21 protein-coding genes and 1 tRNA gene are annotated in these 21440 nt (G+C 64.5%); 13 read left to right on the top strand and 9 right to left on the bottom strand.

The features are described 5' to 3' along the window. Positions 1–5 precede the first annotated feature (5 nt). The 6 genes from L1O03_RS06025 (at position 6) to L1O03_RS06000 (ending at position 4532) form a co-directional block, all read left to right on the top strand. Positions 6–770, top strand: coding sequence for a 3'(2'),5'-bisphosphate nucleotidase CysQ (locus L1O03_RS06025; RefSeq protein ID WP_236118551.1), 765 nt, complete (start codon positions 6–8; stop codon positions 768–770). A 6-nt stretch (positions 771–776) separates the two neighbouring features. Continuing rightward, positions 777–2282 (top strand): glutamate-cysteine ligase family protein, encoded by a 1506-nt coding sequence (locus L1O03_RS06020; RefSeq protein WP_236118550.1) that lies wholly within the window; start codon positions 777–779, stop codon positions 2280–2282. A gap of 3 nt (positions 2283–2285) precedes the next feature. After that, positions 2286–3092, top strand: coding sequence for a thymidylate synthase (locus L1O03_RS06015; protein WP_236118549.1), 807 nt, complete (start codon positions 2286–2288; stop codon positions 3090–3092). Then, positions 3092–3631, top strand: a complete 540-nt coding sequence (locus L1O03_RS06010) for a dihydrofolate reductase (RefSeq protein ID WP_236118548.1) — start codon at positions 3092–3094, stop codon at positions 3629–3631. Before L1O03_RS06015 ends, L1O03_RS06010 begins: the two co-directional genes overlap by 1 nt. 60 nt (positions 3632–3691) lie before the next feature. Next, positions 3692–3764 (top strand) — tRNA-Arg (locus L1O03_RS06005). Positions 3765–3851: 87 nt separating this feature from the next. Beyond that, a complete protein-coding gene (locus L1O03_RS06000) occupies positions 3852–4532 on the top strand; it encodes a DedA family protein (RefSeq protein ID WP_236118547.1) in 681 nt (226 codons plus the stop codon). A 75-nt stretch (positions 4533–4607) separates the two neighbouring features. On the opposite strand, the gene L1O03_RS05995 is transcribed toward L1O03_RS06000, so the two are convergent. From L1O03_RS05995 to L1O03_RS05975, 5 genes are all read right to left on the bottom strand, one after another. Beyond that, positions 4608–6257: a solute symporter family protein gene (locus L1O03_RS05995; protein WP_236118546.1), complete on the bottom strand. Its 1650-nt coding sequence runs from the start codon at positions 6255–6257 to the stop codon at positions 4608–4610. Next, positions 6254–6610 (bottom strand): DUF485 domain-containing protein, encoded by a 357-nt coding sequence (locus tag L1O03_RS05990; protein ID WP_236118545.1) that lies wholly within the window; start codon positions 6608–6610, stop codon positions 6254–6256. The genes L1O03_RS05995 and L1O03_RS05990 overlap by 4 nt, the downstream gene beginning before the upstream one ends. A gap of 387 nt (positions 6611–6997) precedes the next feature. Further along, the gene (locus tag L1O03_RS05985) at positions 6998–7876 is read right to left on the bottom strand and encodes an aldo/keto reductase (RefSeq protein ID WP_420830307.1); all 879 of its coding nucleotides are present in this window, start codon (positions 7874–7876) and stop codon (positions 6998–7000) included. 111 nt (positions 7877–7987) lie between these two features. Then, positions 7988–8350: an FKBP-type peptidyl-prolyl cis-trans isomerase gene (locus L1O03_RS05980; protein WP_236118543.1), complete on the bottom strand. Its 363-nt coding sequence runs from the start codon at positions 8348–8350 to the stop codon at positions 7988–7990. A gap of 168 nt (positions 8351–8518) precedes the next feature. Further along, a complete protein-coding gene (locus L1O03_RS05975; protein WP_236118542.1) occupies positions 8519–9814 on the bottom strand; it encodes a citrate synthase in 1296 nt (431 codons plus the stop codon). A gap of 472 nt (positions 9815–10286) precedes the next feature. Here L1O03_RS05975 and serC point away from each other — a divergent pair, with 472 nt between their 5' ends. From serC to L1O03_RS05960, 3 genes are read left to right on the top strand one after another with little or no spacing between them, the layout of a single operon-like run. Beyond that, positions 10287–11438 (top strand): phosphoserine transaminase, encoded by a 1152-nt coding sequence (gene serC, locus L1O03_RS05970; protein WP_236118541.1) that lies wholly within the window; start codon positions 10287–10289, stop codon positions 11436–11438. A 42-nt stretch (positions 11439–11480) separates the two neighbouring features. Continuing rightward, positions 11481–12581, top strand: coding sequence for a septation protein SepH (sepH, locus tag L1O03_RS05965; RefSeq protein ID WP_236118540.1), 1101 nt, complete (start codon positions 11481–11483; stop codon positions 12579–12581). A 3-nt stretch (positions 12582–12584) separates the two neighbouring features. Further along, positions 12585–13460 carry a DUF6928 family protein gene (locus L1O03_RS05960; RefSeq protein WP_236118539.1) on the top strand — a complete coding sequence of 292 codons (876 nt, stop codon included), beginning with the start codon at positions 12585–12587 and terminating at the stop codon, positions 13458–13460. A 27-nt stretch (positions 13461–13487) separates the two neighbouring features. On the opposite strand, the gene L1O03_RS05955 is transcribed toward L1O03_RS05960, so the two are convergent. Both L1O03_RS05955 and L1O03_RS05950 read right to left on the bottom strand, forming a co-directional pair. After that, positions 13488–14351, bottom strand: coding sequence for a TrmH family RNA methyltransferase (locus tag L1O03_RS05955; protein ID WP_236118538.1), 864 nt, complete (start codon positions 14349–14351; stop codon positions 13488–13490). 23 nt (positions 14352–14374) lie between these two features. Next, the gene (locus L1O03_RS05950; protein WP_236118537.1) at positions 14375–15814 is read right to left on the bottom strand and encodes an NCS2 family permease; all 1440 of its coding nucleotides are present in this window, start codon (positions 15812–15814) and stop codon (positions 14375–14377) included. Between the two features lie 229 nt (positions 15815–16043). Here L1O03_RS05950 and L1O03_RS05945 point away from each other — a divergent pair, with 229 nt between their 5' ends. After that, positions 16044–16601 (top strand): DUF2771 domain-containing protein, encoded by a 558-nt coding sequence (locus L1O03_RS05945; protein WP_236118536.1) that lies wholly within the window; start codon positions 16044–16046, stop codon positions 16599–16601. A gap of 33 nt (positions 16602–16634) precedes the next feature. On the opposite strand, the gene L1O03_RS05940 is transcribed toward L1O03_RS05945, so the two are convergent. Continuing rightward, the gene (locus tag L1O03_RS05940; RefSeq protein ID WP_236119189.1) at positions 16635–17021 is read right to left on the bottom strand and encodes a cold-shock protein; all 387 of its coding nucleotides are present in this window, start codon (positions 17019–17021) and stop codon (positions 16635–16637) included. Between the two features lie 419 nt (positions 17022–17440). Between L1O03_RS05940 and L1O03_RS05935 the strand changes: the two genes are divergently transcribed. After that, positions 17441–18055 carry a resuscitation-promoting factor Rpf1 domain-containing protein gene (locus tag L1O03_RS05935; protein ID WP_236118535.1) on the top strand — a complete coding sequence of 205 codons (615 nt, stop codon included), beginning with the start codon at positions 17441–17443 and terminating at the stop codon, positions 18053–18055. 252 nt (positions 18056–18307) lie between these two features. Here L1O03_RS05935 and L1O03_RS05930 read toward each other — a convergent pair whose 3' ends face one another. Continuing rightward, a complete protein-coding gene (locus L1O03_RS05930) occupies positions 18308–18499 on the bottom strand; it encodes a hypothetical protein (RefSeq protein WP_236118534.1) in 192 nt (63 codons plus the stop codon). Positions 18500–19295: 796 nt separating this feature from the next. On the opposite strand from L1O03_RS05930, the gene L1O03_RS05925 reads away from it, so the two are divergent. Both L1O03_RS05925 and L1O03_RS05920 read left to right on the top strand, forming a co-directional pair. Continuing rightward, positions 19296–19955 carry a DUF3239 domain-containing protein gene (locus L1O03_RS05925; protein WP_236118533.1) on the top strand — a complete coding sequence of 220 codons (660 nt, stop codon included), beginning with the start codon at positions 19296–19298 and terminating at the stop codon, positions 19953–19955. Positions 19956–20050: 95 nt separating this feature from the next. Beyond that, positions 20051–21217, top strand: a complete 1167-nt coding sequence (locus L1O03_RS05920; protein WP_236118532.1) for a pyridoxal phosphate-dependent aminotransferase — start codon at positions 20051–20053, stop codon at positions 21215–21217. Positions 21218–21440 lie beyond the last annotated feature (223 nt).

The raw sequence follows: 21440 nt of genomic DNA, 5'->3' as shown, positions 1-21440 counted from the left end.
TCCGCATGACTGCACAGATTGATGATGCCCGGTTGACCAAGTTGCTTGCACAGGGGACGGGGGAGATTCTCAAAGGCGTCCGCGGGGTGGGGCTGCTTCGGGGTCGCAACCTGGGGGATGCCGGCGATGACCTCGCCCAAAACTGGATCGCCCGGGTCCTCGAACAGCACCGCCCGGACGATGGCTTCCTCTCCGAGGAGGCCGCCGATAACCCCGAGCGGCTCACCAAGGACCGCGTCTGGATCATCGACCCCCTTGACGGCACGAAGGAGTTCGCCACCGGACGCCAGGATTGGGCCGTCCACATCGCTCTCGTCGACAAGGGCCACCCCATCCACGCGGCGGTGAACCTCCCCGACCTGGGCGTCGTTTTTGACTCCTCCGAGGCCCGCGCCGTGAGCGGCCCCTTCGCCCGGAAGATTGCCATTTCCCACAACCGCCCGCCGGAGGTGGCCCTCCACGTGGCGGAGAAGCTGGGCTTCAGCACAGAGGCCATCGGCTCCGCGGGTGCAAAGGCCATGCACGTCTTGCTCGGTGATTACGACGCCTACATCCACGCCGGCGGCCAGTACGAGTGGGACTCCGCCGCCCCGGTGGGCGTGTCCCTCGCGGCGGGCCTGCACTGCTCCCGCCTCGACGGCTCGGAGCTCACCTACAACCACAAGGACACCTACCTCCCGGACGTCCTCATCTGCCGGCCCGAGCTCAAGGATGAGATCCTCGGCATCATCGCCGATTTCCAGAAGTCCGCCGACTCCCACGAGGGCTAACACACCATGGGCGACGCCGTCTCCACCGAACGCTACAGTCCGCTCCAGCGCACCCGCTATCGGGAGCGCCTCGCAGAGGACCTCGAGACCTTTGACCGCCACCTCCAGCGCGCCGAGTTCGACGACGCCGGCAGCATCGGCCTCGAACTCGAGCTCAACCTCATTGACTCGGCCGGACAGCCGGCCGCCGTCGGCCCCCGCGTCCTCGAGTCGCTCTCGGGGGACGACGAGTTCCAGTCGGAGATCGGCGCGTTCAACGTGGAGCTCAACCATCCGGTCGTCGACATGCGCGGGGACGGCCTGGAGCGCATGGAGCGCGGCGTGGCCGCCCGGATTGAGCGGGTGCGCGAGGCCGCGGCCCAGCACGGCGCTCGCCCGGTGATGATCGGGACGCTTCCCACCCTCACCTCGGATTTCCTGGAGTCCGAGGAGTGGATGACCCCGGAGAACCGCTACCGGGCGCTCAACAACGCGATCATGGAATCCCGCGGCGAGCTCGTGCGCATCGACCTCGCTGACCGGGAGCATCTGCACCGCGAGTTCCATGACATCGCCCCCGAGGCCTCCTGCACTTCCATGCAGCTCCACCTGCAGGTCTCCCCCTATGACTTCGCCGCCGCGTGGAACGCCTCCCAGGCGGCGGCCGCCTCTCAGGTGGCCCTCTCGGCGAATTCGCCGCTCTTCCTCGGCCACCAGCTGTGGCACGAGTCCCGGATCCCCGTCTTCACACAGTCCATCGACACGCGCACGGCCGAGCTCCAAAACCAGGGAGTACGCCCGCGCGTGTGGTTCGGGGAACGGTGGATCACCAGCGTCTTCGACCTCTTCGAGGAGAACGTCCGCTACTTCTCCCCGCTTCTCCCCGAATCCCGCGAGGCCTCCGGAACGCCCGTGGTCCAGGGCGGCACCCCAGCACTCCACTACCTCAACCTGCATAACGGCACCGTGTGGCGCTGGAACCGGCCCATTTATGCGCCGGCCCCTCGCTCCTCCGAGGGCCCGGCGCACCTGCGCGTGGAGAACCGTCTGCTGCCGGCTGCCCCGAGTGTCCTCGACGCCATCGCGGATGCTGCCTACTACTACGGACTCGTCCACGACCTCATCCGCGACACCCGCCCGGTGTGGTCCCGGCTCGGCTTCGCGGAGGCGGAGCACAACTTCACCTCGGCTGCCCGCGCGGGCATCCACGCCCGCCTGGCCTGGCCCACCCTCGGGCGCGTCGACGCCGCCGACCTCATCCTCGACTACCTCCTCCCCCGCGCCCGACGCGGCCTAGAATATCTCGAGGTGGACCGCCCGCTCATCGACCGCTACCTGGGCGTCATCGCCGAGCGAGCCCGGCTGCGCAGCAATGGCGCCACCTGGCAGCTGCGCACCCTGCGCTCGCTGGTCCCGCTCAATTCCCTCCCGCAGAGCCCTGAGCGGTCGGCGGCGCTCGCGGAGCTCGTCGAGCGCTACGTGGCCCTTCAGGCCACTGGCGAGCCGGTGCACACCTGGCGAGTAGAGTCGTGAGGCATGACAGCGCCCATCCCCACCCCCTATGAGGATCTCCTCCGTCATATCGCGGAGCATGGCACGCCGAAGGCTGATCGCACAGGCACCGGCACAACGAGTGTGTTCGGCGCCCAGCTGCGCTATCACCTGGCGGATGGATTCCCCCTCTTGACGACGAAGAAGATCCACGTCCGCTCCGTCGTCGGGGAACTCCTCTGGTTCCTGCGCGGGGACTCCAACGTCCGCTGGCTCCAGGAGCACGGGATCCGCATCTGGAACGAATGGGCTGATGAGGACGGCGAGCTCGGCCCCATCTACGGCGTCCAGTGGCGCAACTGGCCCACGCCCGACGGCCGCCACATCGACCAGCTGGCCGGCGCCCTCGATCTGCTCCGTCGAGACCCCAACTCCCGCCGCAACATCGTGAGCGCGTGGAATGTCTCCGACCTCGAATCCATGGCGCTGCCCCCGTGCCACCTGCTGTTCCAGTTCTACGTCGCCGACGGCGCCCTGAGCTGCCAGCTCTACCAGCGCAGCGCGGATATGTTCCTCGGCGTGCCTTTCAACATCGCCTCCTATTCGCTGCTCACGCACATGATGGCCCAGCAGGCGGGCCTCACGGTCGGCGATTTCATCTGGACCGGCGGGGACTGCCACATCTATGACAACCACCGCGAGCAGGTCGCCCTCCAGCTCTCCCGGGAACCGCGCCCCTACCCCACCCTCGAGCTCCGCCGCGCCGCGGACCTCTTCTCCTACGACTTCGACGACATCTCCTTCACCGGCTACGACCCGCACCCCACCATCCGCGCCACGGTGTCGGTCTAATGGCTTACTCCGCGATCTGGGCCCAATCCCTCGACGGCATCATCGGCGACGGCCACAGCATGCCCTGGCACCTCCCCGAGGACCTCGCGCACTTCAAGGAGCTCACCTCCGGCTCCCCGGTCATCATGGGCCGGCGAACCTGGCTGAGCCTCCCCCCGCGATTCCGCCCGCTCCCCGGCCGCGAGAATGTCGTGCTCTCCACCCGGGCCCCCGGCCCCTGGTCCGAGGGGGCCACGGTCTGCTCCCGCGAGCATCTGCCCGGCGAGGGGTGGATCATGGGCGGCGGCCAGGTCTATCACGACTTCCTCCCCCTCTGCGAGCGCCTCGAGATCACCCTCGTCCGCATCCGCCTCGCGGACAGCCACCCCACAGCCCCGCTCGTGGCGGCGCCCCCACTCCCGGAGGACGCCCACCTCGCCCAAGACTCCGGCTGGCTCCACTCCCCCAAGGGCCGCCTGCTCCCGGGCTTTTCCGTCGACCCCGACGCCCAGCCCGGTCTCGACTACCGCTTCCTCCGCTACCACCAATCCCTGCCCTGAGCAGCCCTTCCCCCAGCGAATTCCATCCCGTGAGACCCGTGCGGTAGGCTGTTCTGGCATGCCCCAGTAGCTCAGTGGATAGAGCACCGCTCTCCTAAAGCGGGTGTCGCTGGTTCGAATCCAGTCTGGGGCACTTTTCGTGTGATCGTGCTTACGACAGCCACCACCGCGCCGCCCTCCAGTTCCGGTGATCCACCCGCCGCGGGGTAAGGTCGTCCCTATGCGTCACGACGTCCTCACAACGATGGCCCTGGGCCCCCAATGGCTCGACCCGATGTATCTTCTCTCCGGCTCGGGGCCTTTCGGAGGGGCTATCCTCCCGGTGCTCTTCCTCATTGTTTTCATTGAGTCGGGGCTTCTCTTCCCCCTTCTGCCCGGTGATTCCCTCCTCTTCACGGCGGGCCTCCTGGCGAACCAGCCCGACCCCTTCGCACCGTTGTGGCTGGTCATGGTTGTGTGCCCGATCGCGGCGATCCTCGGCGACCAGGTGGGCTATTGGATCGGGCATAAGTTCCACCCGATGCTCCGCCATCGCCCCGATGGCCGCATCTTCAAGCAGGAGTATGTCCGCAAGACAGAGGACTTCTTCGACAAGTACGGCCCCCTCACGATCATCCTCTGCCGTTTTGTGCCGATCGTCCGCACCTACGCTCCCCTCGTGGCCGGCATGGCGGGCATGAAGTGGCGGACGTTCATCACGTATAACGTCATCGGCGGCATCCTGTGGGGTTCGGGCGTGGTCGCTCTGGGTGCTCTGCTGGGTCAGATCACCTTCGTCCGCGAGAACATCGAGGCGATCTTCCTCCTCATCGTGTTCATCTCGATCATCCCGGGCATCGTGGGCGGCCTCAAGGGCCTGAAGAACAAGAAGAACCCCGAGGCGGAGGAGTCTCTCTCCTAGCCTCGGGGTTCGAGGGTGCTGCGCTCAGCGATTCGGGATCGAAGGGTGTGCGCAGGCTGAGCGCAGCGAGTGCGGTTAGTGGGCGACGGGGGCTTCCACGCCGACGCCAGTGAGCGAACGCACTTCCATCTCCGCCTGGAGGTGGTCGAGGTTCTCCGGCTTGGTGAGGATGGAGCCCAGCCAGCCGGCGAGGAAGGCCAGCGGAATCGACACGATGCCGGGGCTGCTCAGCGGGAAGATCGCGAAGTCCAGGCTCGGGATCATGGAGGTCTTCGCTCCCGACACCGCCGGGGACAGAATGATGAGCAGCAGCGCGCTGCCGAGTCCGGTGTAGATGGAGCAGACCGCCCCCACCGTGTTGAATCGCTTCCAGTACAGGGAGTACAGGATGGTCGGCAGGTTCGCGGAGGCCGCGATGGCGAAGGCCAGGGAGACGAGGAAGGCCACGTTCTGCTTCATCGCGAGGATGCCGAGGACGATTGCGAGGATACCGATGACCACGACGGTCGCCCGGGACACCTTCACCTGCTCCTCCTCCGTCGCCTCTCCGTTACGGATGACCGCCGCATAAATGTCATGCGCGACGGATGCGGAGGCGGTAATCGCCAGCCCCGCCACGACGGCCAGCACGGTAGCGAAGGCCACCGCCGCGATCGCCGCCATGAAGATGGATCCGCCCAGTTCGAGGGCCAGGAGCGGGGCGGCTGCGTTGGCCCCGCCCGGGGCGTTGTGCACCCGATCCGGCCCAACGAGCGCCGCAGCTCCGAAGCCGAGGACCAGGGTCATGAGGTAGAAGGATCCGATGAGGACGATCGCCCAGGTCACGGACTTCCGGGCTTCCGTCGCGGTGGGAACGGTGTAGAAGCGCATGAGCACGTGCGGCAGGCCCGCGGTGCCAAGCACCAGGGAGATACCGAGGGAGATGAAGTCAAGGTCCTTCGCCAGGGTGCCGCCGTACTTCATGCCCGGGGACAGGATGGCCTCCGCCGCGTAACCCTCCTTGGCGATGGTCTCCGAGTTCGCGTGGGTCTCCACTGCCTGCTGAAGCAGGGTCCCCATACCGCCGCGCACCATGATGAAGACAAGGACGGTCATGACCACCACGCCCGTGACCAGCAGCACGGCCTTAATCATCTGGACATACGTCGTGCCCTTCATACCACCGATGAGGACATACACAATCATGATGACGCCCACGATGCCGACGACCACCGCCTGGGCAGTATCCCCGTGGATGTTGAGCAGCACGGAGACGAGGGCGCCAGCGCCCGCCATCTGCGCGATGAGGTAGAAGAGAGACACGAAGAGGGTGCCGAAGGCCGCGGCCACGCGCACCGGCTTCTGCCGGAGGCGGAAGCTCAGGACGTCCGCCATCGTGAAGCGCCCGACGTTGCGAAGCGGCTCCGCCACGAGAAGCAGGGCGACCAGCCAGGCGACGAAGAATCCAATGGAGTACAGGAAGCCGTCGTAACCGCTGAGGGCGATTGCGCCGACGATGCCGAGGAAGGACGCGGCGGACAGGTAGTCACCAGCGATAGCGAGGCCGTTCTGGGTTCCGGTGAAGGACGCGCCGCCGGTATAGAAGTCGGAGGCTTCCTTCGTGCTCTTCCCCGCGCGCATGACGACGGCCATCGTGAAGATGATGAAGACGAGGAAGACAGCGATGTTGAGCAGCGGGTTTCCGCTCCCCTCCGTTGTGCTCTCTGCGAGGAATGTGGTCATCATGCGGGAGTCACCTGGCCTTCCATCTCAGCGCGGATTGCAGCCGCCTTGGGCTCGATGTTCTTGTTGGCATATTTCACGTAGGCCCACGTGATGAGGAATGTGGTGACGAACTGCAGCACCCCCAGCCACAGCCCAACATTCATCCCCAGGAAGGGCACGCCCATCGTGCTCGGAAGGAAGATGGAGAGGAGTACGTACATGACGTACCACAGGAAGAAGGCCACCGACATGGGGAAGGTGAAGGAACGGTAGGCGCTACGGAGGGCCTGGAATTCCTCACTCTTCTGCATGGCTTGGAAGTCTTCCGTGCTTGGTTGCCTTCGCTGCGTGGCAGCTTCAGTATTGACGCTCATCGCTGTCACTTCTCGCTTTCATTTCGGTCAGTGTGGCCCCATGCGGTGAATTCCCACACGCTGTTGTGTGTCGATGACCACACACTGGGCTTCACCACAAGTTACCTAATTCACTCAGCAATCTTTAAGTGCATATCCCCACTCTCCCTCAGTACTACCCCCGTCGCCGCTCCCCCAACGCTGTGACCTGCGCCTCAAGAAATCTCTGCGCCGCCGCAGCACCCCCGCCCCGGATCATTCTGCGAATCTTGCGAATCTCCTCCGGGGTTCCCTTTGCCATCTTCACACCGACGACGTCACCCGCTCGCCCCACCCTGAACACGCGAAAACCGCGCCTCCCTACTGGGGATGGCGCGGCGTCGATGCCCCACGGGGCTAGCGCTGTGGCTACTGCTCGCTGTCCTGCTCTGCGGGCCACGTGCGCGGATCGTTGAAAATGCGTCCAAAGCCCCGCTCGTGATCGAGCGCGGAGATCCTCTCGATCTGCTCCTCAGAGAGCTCATAGTCGAAGATCCCGATATTCTCCGCCAGCCGCTCCTCGCGCGCGGACTTCGGGATGGTGATAATCCCCAGCTGGGTTTGCCACCGCAGCATGACCTGGGCGGGCGAACGCCCCACCTGATCCGCGATATCCGCAATCACCGGGTTCTGCAGAAGGATGCCGCGCCCCAGCGGGGACCACGCCTCCGTCTTGATCCCTTTCTCAGCGTGGTAAGCACGCAGGTCCTGCTGGGAGAAGCCCGGATGGAGCTCCACCTGGTTGACCGCGGGAACGATCCCCGTGCGCTCGATGAGTTCGTCGAGAACCTCCTCATAGAAGTTCGCCACACCGATGCTCTGCACAGTCCCCAGACCCTGGATCCGCGCGATGGATTCGAAGGTCTCGACGAACTTCCCCAACTGCGGGTAGGGCCAGTGAATGAGGAAGAGATCGAGGTAATCGAGCCCCAACCGGTGCAGCGATTCCTGGAAGGACTCCGCCGCCTCCGCCGAGCCGTGGTGGCTGTGCCACACCTTGGAGGTCACGAAGAGCTCTTCGCGCTCCACATCTCCGGCGGCGATAGCATCCCGGATGGCCTGCCCCACAGCCTCCTCGTTGCCATAAATGGCCGCCGTATCGATGTGCCGGTAGCCCAGCTCGATGGCGCGGCGAACCGTGCGGATGCACTCCTCCCCCTTGAGCTGCCAGGTCCCCAGCCCCACGATGGGGATCTCAGTGCCGTCATTGAGTGTCACGGTCGGTGCGAGAGTAGTCATGCCCTCCATTGAACACTCTTCACGACGAACGCGCCGCCACCCCACGTCATGAGGGCAGCTGCGCAGAACAGCGCACGATGTGGGGGGGTACTTCCACTGCCCCCACGTGGGCGTGGCCCCCTAGGCCCCGACCTTGAGAAGGTCGATGATGAACACGAGCGTGCGGCCGCCCAGCGGGTGCGCACCGTTGGCGGGACCATAGGCCTTTTCGGGGGGAATGACGAGCTTACGACGCCCGCCCACCTTCATCCCCGGGATGCCTTCCTGCCACCCCTGGATGAGGCCATTGAGCGGGAAGCTGATGCTCTGGCCACGATCCCAGGAGGAGTCGAACTCCTGCCCAGATTCATAGTCGACGCCGACGTAGTGGACCTCAACCTGGTCCTGGGGCTGTGCCTCATCCCCGTCTCCTACCACGAGATCCTCGATGACCAAGTCCTTGGGGGCCGGGCCAGTCGGGGCGTCAATGTGCGGTTTCTCCATGGGACGAATACTCCTCCGATTGGGATCATGTCAGGTGACCTTAGGCCTTGAGGGGCACACGCGTGCACGCCCCTCATGAGAAAAGGCCAGATGAGTCAGCACCACATTATAGAGTGGCGCGGGCTCACCTGGCCCTCAGGGGCTCTTTAGCCCCATCCGCCGAGTTTCTTAGCGCTGGTCACGGGGGGTGACGGCGCGCTGAGTCTCACCAGTGTAAATCTGGCGCGGGCGGTTGATCTTGGTGTTCATCTCGAGCTGCTCGCGGTAGTGAGCGATCCAGCCCGGGAGGCGGCCGATGGCAAACAGGACGGTGAAGAAGTCCGTCGGGAAGCCCATGGCGCGGTAGATGAGGCCGGTGTAGAAGTCGACGTTCGGGTAGAGCTTGCGCTGGATGAAGTAGTCATCCTTGAGCGCGATCTCCTCCAACTCGATGGCGAGGTCGAGGAGGTGGTCGCCGCCCAGGTGCTCGAGCACCTCGTGGGCGGTCTCCTTGACGATCGCGGCGCGCGGGTCGTAGTTCTTGTAGACCCGGTGGCCGAAGCCCATGAGGCGGACGCCCTTCTCCTTGTTCTTCACGCGGGTCATGAAGTCGGTCGCGTCGCCACCGTGGTTGGTGTGGATGTCCTCCAGCATCTCGAGAACGGCCTGGTTGGCACCACCGTGGAGCGGGCCAGACAGGGCGTTGATACCGCCGGCCACGGCCACGAACATGTTGGCCTGAGCGGAACCGATCATGCGGACGGTGGAGGTGGAGCAGTTCTGCTCGTGGTCCGCGTGGAGGATGAGGAGCTTGTCCAGCGCCTTCACCATGACCGGGTCCACCTCATAGGGCTCGGTCGGGTAACCGAACATCATGCGGAGGAAGTTCTCGCGGGCGTTGAGGGAGTTGTCCGGGTACATGTACGGAACACCCTTGGATGCACGGTAGGCGTACGCCGCGAGCATCGGGACCTTCGCCATGAGGCGGACGGTCGCCTTGTCCAGCTGCGCCTCATCGAGCGGATCCAGCTGGTCCTGGTAGTAGGTGGACAGAATGTTCACGGAGGAGGCCAGCACGGACATCGGGTGCGCGTTCCGGGGGAACACGCGGAACTGGGACTTGAAGTCCTCGTCCAGCAGGGTGTGGTGGCGGATCTCGCTGTTAAACTCTGCGAGCTCCTCGGCGTTCGGCAAGGCGCCCTTGATGAGCAGGTAGGACACCTCGTTAAAGGTGGCGTTCTCCGCCAGGTCGGCGATGTCATAACCGCGGTAGCGAAGGATACCGTTTTCACCGTCGATGTAGGTGATCTTGGATTCGGTCGAACCAGTGCTCACGTAGCCCGGATCAAAGGTGACCAAACCGGTTTCGTTCAGAAGCTTGCTGAAGTCGATGCCGTCGTTACCCTGGGTGGCCTTCTTGATGGAAGTCTCGAACTCACCACCGGGGTACTGAAGCACTACCTTCTCGTTGTTGTCAGAAGCCACGTTCTCCCTTTCCCTACACGAGTTTGGAATCTGAGATATCACCTTTTGGGGTCATTCTCACGTTAACCAATGACGCTATACCGTCCGGCCGCAGAACGCGATACGGGCCCCGGAGCACACCCCCACAGGGGACGCGTTCCGACGTTCGCCGCCACCGCGGCGGATGCTAGCGCCGTTCACTTGTCTCTCCATGCTCCCAAGTCCACAGCATTGCCGCAGCTCAGCGAGCCGCATGGCGGGGCCCGAGACATGGAATACGGCACATTTTAACAGATTGTGTGACAGCCGCCATTGTTCACGGGAGAAAAATTCCGCTCCGCACCCTCACCTGCCAGCACTGGCCGCACTACCCCCGCTCACCACCCCCATCCCTGGGAACATAGCGAAAGAAAACGCTCCGCTCCACGTCAGGCCGTTAAACTTAAGGCACACAAACAGATCACCCCTCAGCAGGAAAGCGCAGCGAGCACACATGAGTGACGCATCGTCCCAGTTCATCCTCCCTGATCACCTCTGCCCCAGCGATGGCCGCTTCGGTTGCGGCCCGTCCAAGGTTCGGCCCGAGCAGATTGACGCTATCGTCTCCGGGGCCACGTCCATCATCGGCACCTCGCACCGCCAGGCCGCGGTGAAGGATGTTGTGGGCTCTGTTCGCGAGGGCCTCGGGTCCCTCTTCTCCCTCCCCGAGGGCTATGAGATCGTCCTCTCCCTCGGCGGGGCCACCGCCTTCTGGGATGCGGCCACCTTCGGCCTCATCGCCACGAAGTCCGCGCACCTCGTCTACGGCGAGTTTTCGGGGAAGTTCGCCACCGCAGCCCGCAAGGCCCCGTGGCTCGACGAGCCCACCATCATCGAGTCGGAGCCCGGCACCGCCCCGGAGCCGCAGGCCGTCCCGGGGGCCGATGTCATCGCCTGGGCACACAACGAGACGTCCACGGGCGCCATGGTCCCGGTCACCCGCCCCGAGGGCTCTGAGGACTCGCTCATCGTCATCGACGCGACCTCGGGCGCCGGCGGCCTGCCCGTCGACATGAAGGACGCGGACGTCTATTACTTCTCCCCGCAGAAGTGCTTCGCCTCCGACGGCGGCCTGTGGCTCGCCGCCATGTCCCCCGCCGCGATCGAAAGGATCGCCCAGCTCAACTCCGATGAGGATCGTTTCATCCCGGCTTTCCTCAACCTGCAGACCGCCGTCGAGAACTCTCGGAAGAACCAGACGTACAACACCCCGGCTGTCGCGTCGCTGCTCATGCTCAACGCCCAGGTCACCTGGATGAATGAGAATGGTGGCCTCGACGGCATGGTGGAGCGCACCCGCCGGAGCTCCTCGGCACTGTACTCCTGGGCGGAGAAGCGCCCGGAGGCCTCGCCCTTCGTCGCTGACCCGGAGAAGCGTTCGCTGGTGGTCGGCACGATTGATTTCGATGAGTCCATTGATGCGGCTGCGCTCGCGAAGATCCTGCGCTCTAACGGGATTCTCGATATTGAGCCTTATCGCAAGCTGGGCCGTAATCAGCTGCGTATCGGAATGTTCCCGGCGATTGAATCGGAGGATATCGAGATCCTCACGCAGGCTATCGATTATGTCCTGGATGAGGGTGGCGCCCGTTCCGCAGTGCGTTAAAGTGAAAAGCTGAGTACCTGCCCACCAGACGAAGGAGATCACATGCGTGAGCTTGTCCTCGTCCGCGAGGAATCAACTCCCAGCTCTCTGGTCTTCCGGCTCGCAGCGCCGGAGGGCGAGACGGAGGAGCAGTTCTTCCTCGAGGTCACCAGTGATATCCGCGCGATCTTGCTCGACGACTCCGCCGGCTCCGCCGAGGACCAGGACGGCGCCTCGACCGCAGCCCCAGGAGACCCGGACAAGCCCGCAGCCTCCTCCGCGGAGGGCAGCACGGACTCTCAGAACCCCGTTTCGGAGGGCCAGGGTGAGGGCTCCGGCTCGACGCGCGTCGGGCTGCACACCACCCCGCCCTCTCCGAAGCGCGAGCCGGACCCCGCGCTCTCCGCTCCACTGACGATGCGCCCCCGGGAAATCCAGGAGAAGATCCGCGCGGGCGCCAGCGTGACGGAGCTCGCCGAGGCCATGGGCGTGGCCGAGTCGCGCGTCGAGGTCTTCGCCTACCCCGTCCTGCAGGAGCGGGCGCGCATCGCAGAGATGGCGAAGCAGGCCCATCCGGTTCGCGACGACGGCCCCGCCAAGCTCAACCTCTTCGAGGTCCTTGCCACGGCGCTCGCCGCCCGCGGGCACGACCTTGCCGATGCCAGCTGGGACGCATTCCGTGAGACCTCTGGGCAGTGGGTCGTCACGGTGACGTGGACGGTGGGACTCAGCGAGAATGTCGCCGAGTGGACCCTCCACAACCACACCACCTCCTCCGCGACGGCGGTCGCCCGCAATGGTGTTGCCGCCGACCTCACGGACCCCGACTTCGTCCAGCCCGTGCGCTCCCTCACCTCGGTCCACCGCTGGGATGAGGAGGATGAACCCGTCGAGCAGCACCGGCCGACCCTCACCACGGTGAGCGGCCAGCAGGAGGACGAGTCCGCCACCGAGCGCACCCGGGACGATATTCCCCCCGTTGAGGCCGACTCCGAGCCCGCCGAGGAAGACCAGAGCTCCCATGAGGCGAACGACGAGGACGACCTGCTCCAGCACCCCGACCCCGAGAACTCCCCCTCCAAGCGGCGCCGCCGGGCGGTGACACCGCACTGGGAGGACGTCCTCCTCGGGGTGCGCGCCAACACCAAGCGACCGAGGAAATAGCCTATGGATACCGCGAGTGGCGTGACCGCGGCCGTCACGCTGTGGTTCGTGTCGACGGAACACCCGGCGGATATTCTCTCCGCCGACCCGCGCGCCGACCGCGGCTTTGGCCGAAAATACCTCGCCCAGCTCAACCCGTCCTGGCCGGTGACGAGCATCGGGGAATTCCCCATTAACCGCTCAGTCCCCGCTTCCCCGGGCGAGTTCTACATCGGAGGTTTCGGCCGGGTGAGCGTGGTCCAGACGCTCGTCGAGAACGCCGACACACTCTCCGAGCTTGATCCTCATCTCCTTCGCTCTCTGCCCGCCGAGCGCATCTACGCTTTCGCGCAGGGCACCCTCGGCCGCTGGGAGGAGTTCGGCGGTTTCGCGCGCTGGGATCACGGCGAGCTGCGCCGCAGCCTCTGCGCCACCCGCGACGAGCTCTTCGAGGACGCCGGGCTCCCCTTCCCCTTCGAGTCTCCCTTCTGGGCCGGGGAGCGCAACGAGCAGATCGGCGGGATTTCCCTCCCCTTCATCCCCCTTGACCTCGTTGCCGAGGCGGAAAAGCAGTGGCTCGGGGTCCCCATCAGCCCGGAGGGCCCGGATATCCATATCGCAGCGTTTGCCGTCGACGGCCGCCCCGCCCCGCGCGTGGACGGCTCCCACAATCGCGTCCTGCCAAAGCCCGGCCACGACACGCCGTCGGGATCCCTCTCCCCTGCCGTGTACGACGACTACGAGGATCAACGTCCACAGGGCGGCACTGCCGACGAGCTGGCCCGCATCACCGAGCGCTCGCTTGTCCTGGCCCGCCGTGCCGCCACCGGCGCCGCCCGGGGGCTCGGCATCGCCTTCCGCACCGCGCGGGAGAAGCTGCGGCACATCGACCGCAGCTAAGCCCCGGCGCCAGCCGCACAGGGCAGCCTAGGCCCCGGCTTCTTCGTCGAGCCCGCGCAGCCGCACGCGCTCCCAGCAGGCGACGGCGGCGGAGGTCGCCACGTTGAGCGAATCAGTGTGCGGAGCCATGGGGATGCGCGCACGAACGTCGGTGGCCTTCATGGCGTGCTCGGTGAGCCCCGGGCCCTCCGCCCCCACGAGGAGAGCCACCTTTTCCCAGGGGCGCCCCTCCTCATCGCGAAGCGCCTGAGCGAGATGCGCAGCCCCCGGATCCGGGGTGAGCGAGATGAGGCGGAATCCCCGTTCCCGCAGAACGTCGAGGCTTCTCTGCCACGTCGTGTACGTGCCCTCCAGCCGCGCCCACGGCACGCGAAGGACGTGCCCCATGGAGACTCGCACGGAACGACGATAGAGTGGGTCAGCGCAGCCCGAGCCGAAGAGCACCCCGTCGATGCCCAGGCCAGCAACGTTGCGGAACATCGCCCCGATGTTCTCGTGATCGCCCACGCCCTCAAGCACCATGACGGTGCTCGCCCCGTCAAGGACCTGCTCGGGGCTCAGCTGCTCGATGCGATCCGCCGTCGCCAGGAGGCCGCGGTGCATGTCGAAGCCGGCAACCTCGGCGAGAAGCTCCCGAGACACCTCGTAGATGGGGATGTCTGCCGGCACCTCGTTCTCGGAGAGGAAATCGTCGAGCTTGTGGGGGAAGCCGACGATCTGCCGGACGGGGTACGCCGACTCCAGGAGTCTGCCCACCACGAGCGGCCCCTCGGCAACAACAAGGCCCCGACCACCCGGCAGGTCCGGCCTCTTGTCTGAACTGTTGAGGTCGCGGATGTCGTTGACGCGCGGGTCGTCGGAGCTCGTGATAGCAACACGCTGAGGACTCATGCCTCCATGCTACTGAGCCGGTCTTAGGAGCCCATCAGCCCCATGATCGGATCGGCGGCGAAGTAGATGACGAAGAGCGCCGAGACCAACCACATGATCCAGTGCAGCTCCTTCGCCTTGCCGGCCGCTAGCGACATCACCGCGTACGCGATGAAGCCCACGCCGATGCCGTTCGCGATGGAGTAGGTGTACGGCATGATGACGATCGTGAGGAAAGCCGGCAGCGCCACCTCAAAGCGCGTCCAATCAATGTCGGTGACCTGCGCAATCATCATCGCGCCCACGACAACGAGGACCGGCGCCGCCGCCTCAATCGGCACAATTTCATAGAGCGGGGTGAGGAACATCGCCAGGATGAAGAGACCACCCGTCACGACATTCGCCAGACCCGTCCGCGCGCCATCGCCGACGCCAGCCGCCGAGTCCGCAAACACCGTGTTGGAGCTCGCCGACGCCGCACCACCGACGATCGCACCGGCGCCCTCCACCACCAGGGCCTTCTTCAGATCCGGGAGGTTGCCCTCCTCATCGACGAGCCCACCCTGCTTACCGAGAGCAGTCATGGTGCCCATCGCGTCGAAGAAGTTGGCCAAAACCAGGGTGAAAATGAGCAGCACGGCCGTCAGGGGGCCCACCCGCACAAAGGCGTGGAAGAGATCGACATGCCCCACGATCGACAAGTCCGGCAGGCCGCCCAACGTGTCCGGAATCTTCGGAACGGCCATCGACCAGCCGGTGGGATGGGGCTCCCCATCCACAACGGACTCGCCGGCGTGAGCGAAGGCCTCCACGATCATCGCGATGACCGAGGTCAACACGATCCCGATGAACAAGCCGCCCTTGACGTTCCGCACAACGAGCGTCCCGCAAATAATGAGGCCAAGCACGAAGACCAGGGTGGGCCACGAGGCGATCGAGCCGTCGATCCCCAGGCTCACCGGCACGGTCGTGTTCGCGGCATCGGGAACGCGTCGGACAAAACCGCTATCGACGAGGCCGATCATCGCGATGAACAGACCAATACCCACACCGATCGCCGCTTTGAGAGAGGCGGGGATTGCCTGGAAGACGGCGGTGCGGAAACCCGTCACCGCGAGGATCACGATGACAATACCGTCGATCACGACGAGCCCCATGGCCTCTGGCCAGCTGAGCCCTTCGCCGCCCACCAGAGTCACGGCGAGCATGGTGTTGATACCAAGCCCAGCCGCGATGCCGAATGGATAGCGGGCGATGAGGCCGAAGGCGATCGTCATGACGCCCGCGGCCAGCGCCGTCGAGGCGGCGACCTGCGGGATGCCTAACGTATTTCCCTCCACATCCGCGGTGGTTCCCAGAATGAGCGGGTTGAGGATGACGATGTACGCCATCGCAAAGAACGTCACCACACCGGCCCGGATTTCAGCTCCGATCGTCGAGCCACGGTCCGAAATGTGGAAATACCTGTCCAGGGCTGCTTTCATAGTCTGTCTCTTCCTCACAGCGGCGGGTTATTGCTCCACGCGGGGCGGCGATCGCTCACCGAGTCCCCAGCATGGAACAAGGAATAGATTCGCACTCCCACAGAACATTCTCAAAAAAGGATCCCCCGCTGGGGTGGGCACCAGTCCGCTTCCGGCCGCACTGCCGAATCGGGCGTAGTGGGAAGGCGAGCCCCCGGACCGAGCCGCCCAGGCGCTAAGATGACGAGTCATGGCTCGTTCGCGTCAGGCTAAAAAGAAGTCCTTGCTGCAGATCCTCACGCTGGTGGTGGCTGCGGTCATCGTCGTGGTGGCTGTCGTCGTCGCCCAAAACTGGTGGAAGAACCGCCCCGGCCCCGAGCCCAAGGACGTCAGCATCTCAGCGAGCAGCGGGGACAACTCCGTGGACATCTCCCCCTATCAAGTCTGCGCCGCGGGCACGCCCTGCGAGGAGGGCGAGATCCCTAGCCTCGAGGTGCCGGCCGACGGCGATCTCACCCTCGAGATCCCCCGCTCCATCTATGACCATGACTGGTCCATCGTCACCATTTACGACGACCCCGCCGCCAACGACCAAAGTAACTACGGCGCTAACGAGAAGACGTCCGTCACGCTCCACGGCTCCGTTGACCCCCTCACCGAGGGCGGGGAGCGTCCGCGCCTGGTCGTCGTCGAGGTCTCCGCGATGATGATCGGCCACGATGAGAATGGCGAAGAGGCCCCCTACCACGTCGTGTGGTCGCTCAACGCCCGAGGAGCCGGCGCCGAGGGACAGCAGAAGAGCAACTAGGCCCCGTGGGGTCGGTCAGGGGCCGGGGTGCTACTAGGCGTCGAGCTCCCGCGCCACCGCTCGGAGGATACCCGCAATCTGGTGCCCGACCTTATGCTCCGGGTAGTTGCCCTGTTGGAGCCCCGGCTGAATGCCCTCGAGGAGGCTCATGACGTCGGCCACCATACTGTTGAGCTGCTCCGGGCTGTAGTGGTGCTGGCGGTGGCGTCGAGTCTTCGCGGATTCCAGAAGAACGACGCGCAACGCCTTGGGACTCGGGCGCCCCTCCGCGAAGTCAAACTCCACGCGATCCCCCGAGTGGAGCTCCTTCACATCGCGCGGCAGCACCTGCTTGGCGACAAAAACATCTTCATGACCAGGGTGAGAGAGAAACCCAAAACCGCGCTCAGGGTCATACCACTTCACCTTGCCGACGGGCACCGCCGCCACCACCTTCCAAAACGATGCGCCCATCCGTGCGATGCGCGCAGAATCTGTCAGTATACACCATGAATCGAGCCCTGTGGAGCACTGTTTCGGCGGGAGAGAAATGTCACAGGGCCGAATAAAACCCGCCCACCTGCAGTTTTAGCCGATCTCCCGAGCATCCCCCACCCCCATGGGGCAAAGAACGTGACAGAAACGTTATCAACGGTTATCCTGATCGTCATGCACCGTCGGAGGGTGAGGCATATTTCCTAGCCTCCCACCCGCCGCTCGGTTGAAGACGGTGCGTTTACGACCATATCAACCAGAAGACGAATCGATACACGTGCTGAGCGATCAGCCTGATCACTGATTGCGCACTGGCCGCCTGGCCAGGCCACATGGCCCAGCACGGAGAGAGGATCCCTGAGCGCATGGCCCGACACGCACGGAAGTCCACGAGCTACATCAAGATTGCTGCCTCCACCGCCGCCCTCGGCACCGCGGCAGCTCTCTTCGCCCCGACGGCCTCCGCCGCCCCCGACAGCGACTGGGACCGCCTGGCCCAGTGTGAGGCCGGCGGCAACTGGAGCATCAACACCGGCAACGGCTTCTCCGGTGGTCTCCAGTTCACCCAGCAGACCTGGACCGGCCACGGTGGCGCCGAGTTCGCCCCGACCGCCGCGCAGGCTTCCCGCGAGCAGCAGATCGTTGTTGCCGAGCGCGTTCTGGCATCCCAGGGCTGGGGTGCCTGGCCGGCCTGCTCCGCTTCCCTGGGCCTGAACTCCGCCCCGAGCGAGCGCACCGCCCCCGCCGCCCCGGCTGCCGCCCCCTTTGCTGGCGCCGCTGAGATCGCCCAGAACGCCGATGAGGGCGACGCCGCTGCCGTCGACGCTCTCTACGCCCAGATCCGCGACGTCCTCGCGGCCCGCGGCATTGCTGTCCCGGCTCAGATCGACCAGTGGTACAACGCGAACCGCGCCAACCTCGATGGCTTCTACGCGCAGCACCGCGCCGTGATCGACGGGATCCTGGCGCAGGCCCGCTAAGATGTCACTCTAAGCTTCAGGTTGACGCTGCGGAGCCCAGCACGCACCCGCCAGCCGTGACATGAACCTCCGTCGCAGGAGTCGCCCCGCCCCCACCGCGTGTGGGGGCGGGGTTGTTGCTATTTTGCCCACCGCCAGGATGAGCGGACGATGGCTGGCCATGGGCAGCACTAGGAAACCCTCCGCGGCATTACGCCTGCGGAGGGTTTCATCATGAAGGAAGCTGGTGGCCTGGTGGCCGCGGGCCCGTCGCTATCGGTTAATCCGGGTGTACGGGTGGACGTAGGTCAGTTCCTCCGGGGGAACGGGGAACTCAAGGTCATCGCCATAAGGGCTAGAGGCGCCAGCAATCTTAGAAATCATTTCCGTTACGGGGTGACCACCACCCGGAGTGTGCTGCGGCCAGCCCGGATCAACATACTGCTTCTTCTCCATGTTTGCCATAGCCCTATTCTCTCAAATGCCGGCGAAAAATGACACTCTCCATGCCCCAGCACACCTCATTCAGCCCGTATGGGGGCGGCGAGCCAAACTAAAGTTTGACCCTTGGCCCCGCGGCCTCGGGCTGCCGATTTTCGCAGGTCACTGGCAGCTCTGTGCACGTCTGCCCATTGATATGTCGCCACGCGCCCCCTCAAAACCCATGACTGGAAACCGGAATCGCTGAGAGCTTCCAGCCCCGACGGCTGAAGAGAGCGCGAGCGTATCGAGGCATAGACGGCATAGAGAACGCGGCCCGGGTCATTACCTCTCCATCTCCGTGAGTCACGACGAGGGCCGCAGACGCATGAAACCTACTGGCTCTGTCCCTGACGATTCTTTCCTGCAGCCAGACCCACGATGACCGTCACCGCCATACAGAACAAGGTCAATGGATTGGTTAACGCCGAGATCAATGTATGCCCACTGAAGGTCATAAACAGGACCCAGATCAGGCCGCACAGAAGCGGAACAACCCAGGCACACCGTTTCACCGATGATTGACCAGCAGGATGCTGCTGCACCTGTTGCCGCACCACCATCCCCTTTCATTTCTTCATTCGATTCCAGGATGCATACGCATGGTACAGGCAACCTCCTCCTTGTGAAAGACTTTCTCGATAGTGTGGGCTGACTGTCAACTCACGCGTGGTCGAAAGGTACACCTCGAGCACGGCCCCTCCTCGTCCGCGACGGGCCACCGGCTAGCATGGGACATGCCCCTCGGCACCCCGTGCCGCCGCCGATTAGCAAGGACATCATGTCGGACTTCCATTTCGCCGTCGATCGCCCCTTCGCAAAAAAGCACAATGAGCTTCTCCGCGACACACGTCGCCTCCAGTTCTCCGCGTACATTTTTGCGCTCATTCTGCTGGCCATCGGCGGTGGCCTCGCGTGGTACCTGCGCGGTGGCGGGATGCAGTGGATTGTGCTCGGCCTCTTCATCATCCTGGCGATCATTTTCGCTGTCATCGGAAGCGTGGTGCCCAAGAAGGTCGGCGATCCACAGCGCCTCTACGACACCTATCCCCTCGCCCCTGCCGTCGTCGCCGACGTCAACCCCCGCGACGTCGTCCTGCTCGCCCTCGTCAACACGACGGTCGACCCCCAGGAACCACCACGCTGGGCGCTCTGCGCCCGCACGTGTTCTGGCATTGGACTCCACGAGCGCCGCACCGGCGAGAAAGTCCCCGCCGTCGCGGTAAGTGGCTCGCGCAAACTCGGCGAGCTATCCCACTGGGACCAGGTGACCCCCATGCCCATCGCATGGGCAACCCAGGACCCCGACATCGTCCATGAAGCCCGCCACGCCATCCCCCACGAGCAGTGGCGCATCCTTGAGAAGAACATTCGAAAAGTGTCCGATGTCCAGGCCACGGCGCACAGCCTTCTGCCGCTCTCCTCTGGCCCGAAAAACTGAGCACACGGACGACCCTTGCGGAGCGAGCGGTCTAGCGCCCTCGGAGGGTGGATCCCCTGCGGGACGGCAGGTGGTAGGCATGTAGTCTGTTCGGTATGAACCGAGTAGTCCAGAGATTACAGCCCTTCCAACAAACGATTTTTGCCACGATGACTGAGAAGGCCATCGAACATAACGCCGTGAACCTCGGCCAGGGCTTTCCCGATGAGGATGGCCCGCGCCCCATGCTCGAGCGCGCCGCCCAGGAGATCCTTCACGGCAACAATCAGTACGGGGACGGCCGCGGCCACACCGAGCTTCGCGAGGCCATTTCCCGGCAGCGCGAGCGCGCCCGCGGGCAGCATTATGATCCCGAGACCGACATCCTCGTGACCGTCGGCGCGACGGAGGCCATCGCCGCCACGGTCCTGGGCCTCGTTGAACCCGACTCCGAAGTCATCCTCATCGAGCCCTATTACGACGTCTACGCCGCCGCCGTGGCCCTTGCCGGCGCGAAGCGAGTCGGAGTGCCGCTCATCCCTAACGGAAAGAGTTGGACCCTCGACTTCGACGCTCTCGACGCCGCGATCAGCGAGAAGACTTCACTGCTCATTCTCAACACTCCCCATAATCCGACGGGGGCCGTGCTGGGCCGCGACGTCCTCGAGCGCCTTGCCAGGACCTGCGTCGAGCACGACATCGTTGTTCTCTCCGATGAAGTCTACGAGTACCTTACTTTTAATAATCGCGAACACGTCTCCATCGCATCACTGCCGGGGATGAGGGAGCGGACCGTCGTGGTCTCTTCCGCCGCCAAGACTCTCAATGTCACCGGGTGGAAGACCGGGTGGGCATTGGCTCCCGCCGAGCTTTTGGCGGGCGTCGTTAAGGCCAAGCAATTTATGTCCTACGTTGGCGCGACCCCCGTGCAGCCGGCCGTTGCTTATGCGCTGGATAACGAGGAAGAGTGGATCCACGGACTCGTTGACAGCCTCGATAGGAAACGCCAGAAGCTCGCCGACGGACTCCGGGCTGCTGGCTTTGACGTCCACGATACAAACGGGACGTATTTTATTGTTGTCGACATCTCCCCCCTTGGTTACAAAGATGGCGTCCAATTCTGCATGGACCTTCCCGAGAAGTGTGGAGTCGCAGCAATTCCGGTGCAGGTCTTCACTGACGACGAAAGCCCGTGGAAGACTAAAGTCAGATTCGCTTTCTGCAAGAGGGATGAAGTCCTCGACGAAGCGATCAGGCGCCTGCACGCGCTCAATGAGAGTTAATTCCCGGGTTGATAACGACAAAGGGAGGGCATCGCTGACAACTCGGCGATGCCCTCCCTTTTTTTCTAAAGGTTGGACGCTTCGAATGGAATCTGCGCATAAAAAAGGGGTGGTGGTGGGTCAACCCAACCAGGATCAACCCACCACCACCATCATCAAATTATAAAGTGTTGGCAGCAACCTACTCTCCCACACCCTCACGAGTGCAGTACCATCAGCGTGA

This window comes from Corynebacterium uropygiale (genome assembly GCF_021568315.1).
Taxonomy (GTDB): Bacteria; Actinomycetota; Actinomycetes; order Mycobacteriales; family Mycobacteriaceae; genus Corynebacterium; species Corynebacterium uropygiale.
Note: the sequence above shows the minus strand (reverse complement) of the source record. Positions and strands in the feature narration are given on the sequence as shown.

Excerpts from the sequence above, each read along its gene's own strand:
- L1O03_RS06025 (WP_236118551.1), top strand. The coding sequence starts at position 6 with ATGACTGCACAGATTGATGATGCCCGGTTGACCAAGTTGCTTGCACAG.
- L1O03_RS06020 (WP_236118550.1), top strand. The coding sequence starts at position 777 with ATGGGCGACGCCGTCTCCACCGAACGCTACAGTCCGCTCCAGCGCACC.
- L1O03_RS06015 (WP_236118549.1), top strand. The coding sequence starts at position 2,286 with ATGACAGCGCCCATCCCCACCCCCTATGAGGATCTCCTCCGTCATATC.
- L1O03_RS06010 (WP_236118548.1), top strand. The coding sequence starts at position 3,092 with ATGGCTTACTCCGCGATCTGGGCCCAATCCCTCGACGGCATCATCGGC.
- L1O03_RS06000 (WP_236118547.1), top strand. The coding sequence starts at position 3,852 with ATGCGTCACGACGTCCTCACAACGATGGCCCTGGGCCCCCAATGGCTC.
- L1O03_RS05995 (WP_236118546.1), bottom strand. The coding sequence starts at position 6,257 with ATGATGACCACATTCCTCGCAGAGAGCACAACGGAGGGGAGCGGAAAC.
- L1O03_RS05990 (WP_236118545.1), bottom strand. The coding sequence starts at position 6,610 with ATGAGCGTCAATACTGAAGCTGCCACGCAGCGAAGGCAACCAAGCACG.
- L1O03_RS05985 (WP_420830307.1), bottom strand. The coding sequence starts at position 7,876 with ATGGAGGGCATGACTACTCTCGCACCGACCGTGACACTCAATGACGGC.
- L1O03_RS05980 (WP_236118543.1), bottom strand. The coding sequence starts at position 8,350 with ATGGAGAAACCGCACATTGACGCCCCGACTGGCCCGGCCCCCAAGGAC.
- serC (WP_236118541.1), top strand. The coding sequence starts at position 10,287 with ATGAGTGACGCATCGTCCCAGTTCATCCTCCCTGATCACCTCTGCCCC.
- sepH (WP_236118540.1), top strand. The coding sequence starts at position 11,481 with ATGCGTGAGCTTGTCCTCGTCCGCGAGGAATCAACTCCCAGCTCTCTG.
- L1O03_RS05960 (WP_236118539.1), top strand. The coding sequence starts at position 12,585 with ATGGATACCGCGAGTGGCGTGACCGCGGCCGTCACGCTGTGGTTCGTG.
- L1O03_RS05955 (WP_236118538.1), bottom strand. The coding sequence starts at position 14,351 with ATGAGTCCTCAGCGTGTTGCTATCACGAGCTCCGACGACCCGCGCGTC.
- L1O03_RS05950 (WP_236118537.1), bottom strand. The coding sequence starts at position 15,814 with ATGAAAGCAGCCCTGGACAGGTATTTCCACATTTCGGACCGTGGCTCG.
- L1O03_RS05945 (WP_236118536.1), top strand. The coding sequence starts at position 16,044 with ATGGCTCGTTCGCGTCAGGCTAAAAAGAAGTCCTTGCTGCAGATCCTC.
- L1O03_RS05935 (WP_236118535.1), top strand. The coding sequence starts at position 17,441 with ATGGCCCGACACGCACGGAAGTCCACGAGCTACATCAAGATTGCTGCC.
- L1O03_RS05930 (WP_236118534.1), bottom strand. The coding sequence starts at position 18,499 with ATGGCAAACATGGAGAAGAAGCAGTATGTTGATCCGGGCTGGCCGCAG.
- L1O03_RS05925 (WP_236118533.1), top strand. The coding sequence starts at position 19,296 with ATGTCGGACTTCCATTTCGCCGTCGATCGCCCCTTCGCAAAAAAGCAC.
- L1O03_RS05920 (WP_236118532.1), top strand. The coding sequence starts at position 20,051 with ATGAACCGAGTAGTCCAGAGATTACAGCCCTTCCAACAAACGATTTTT.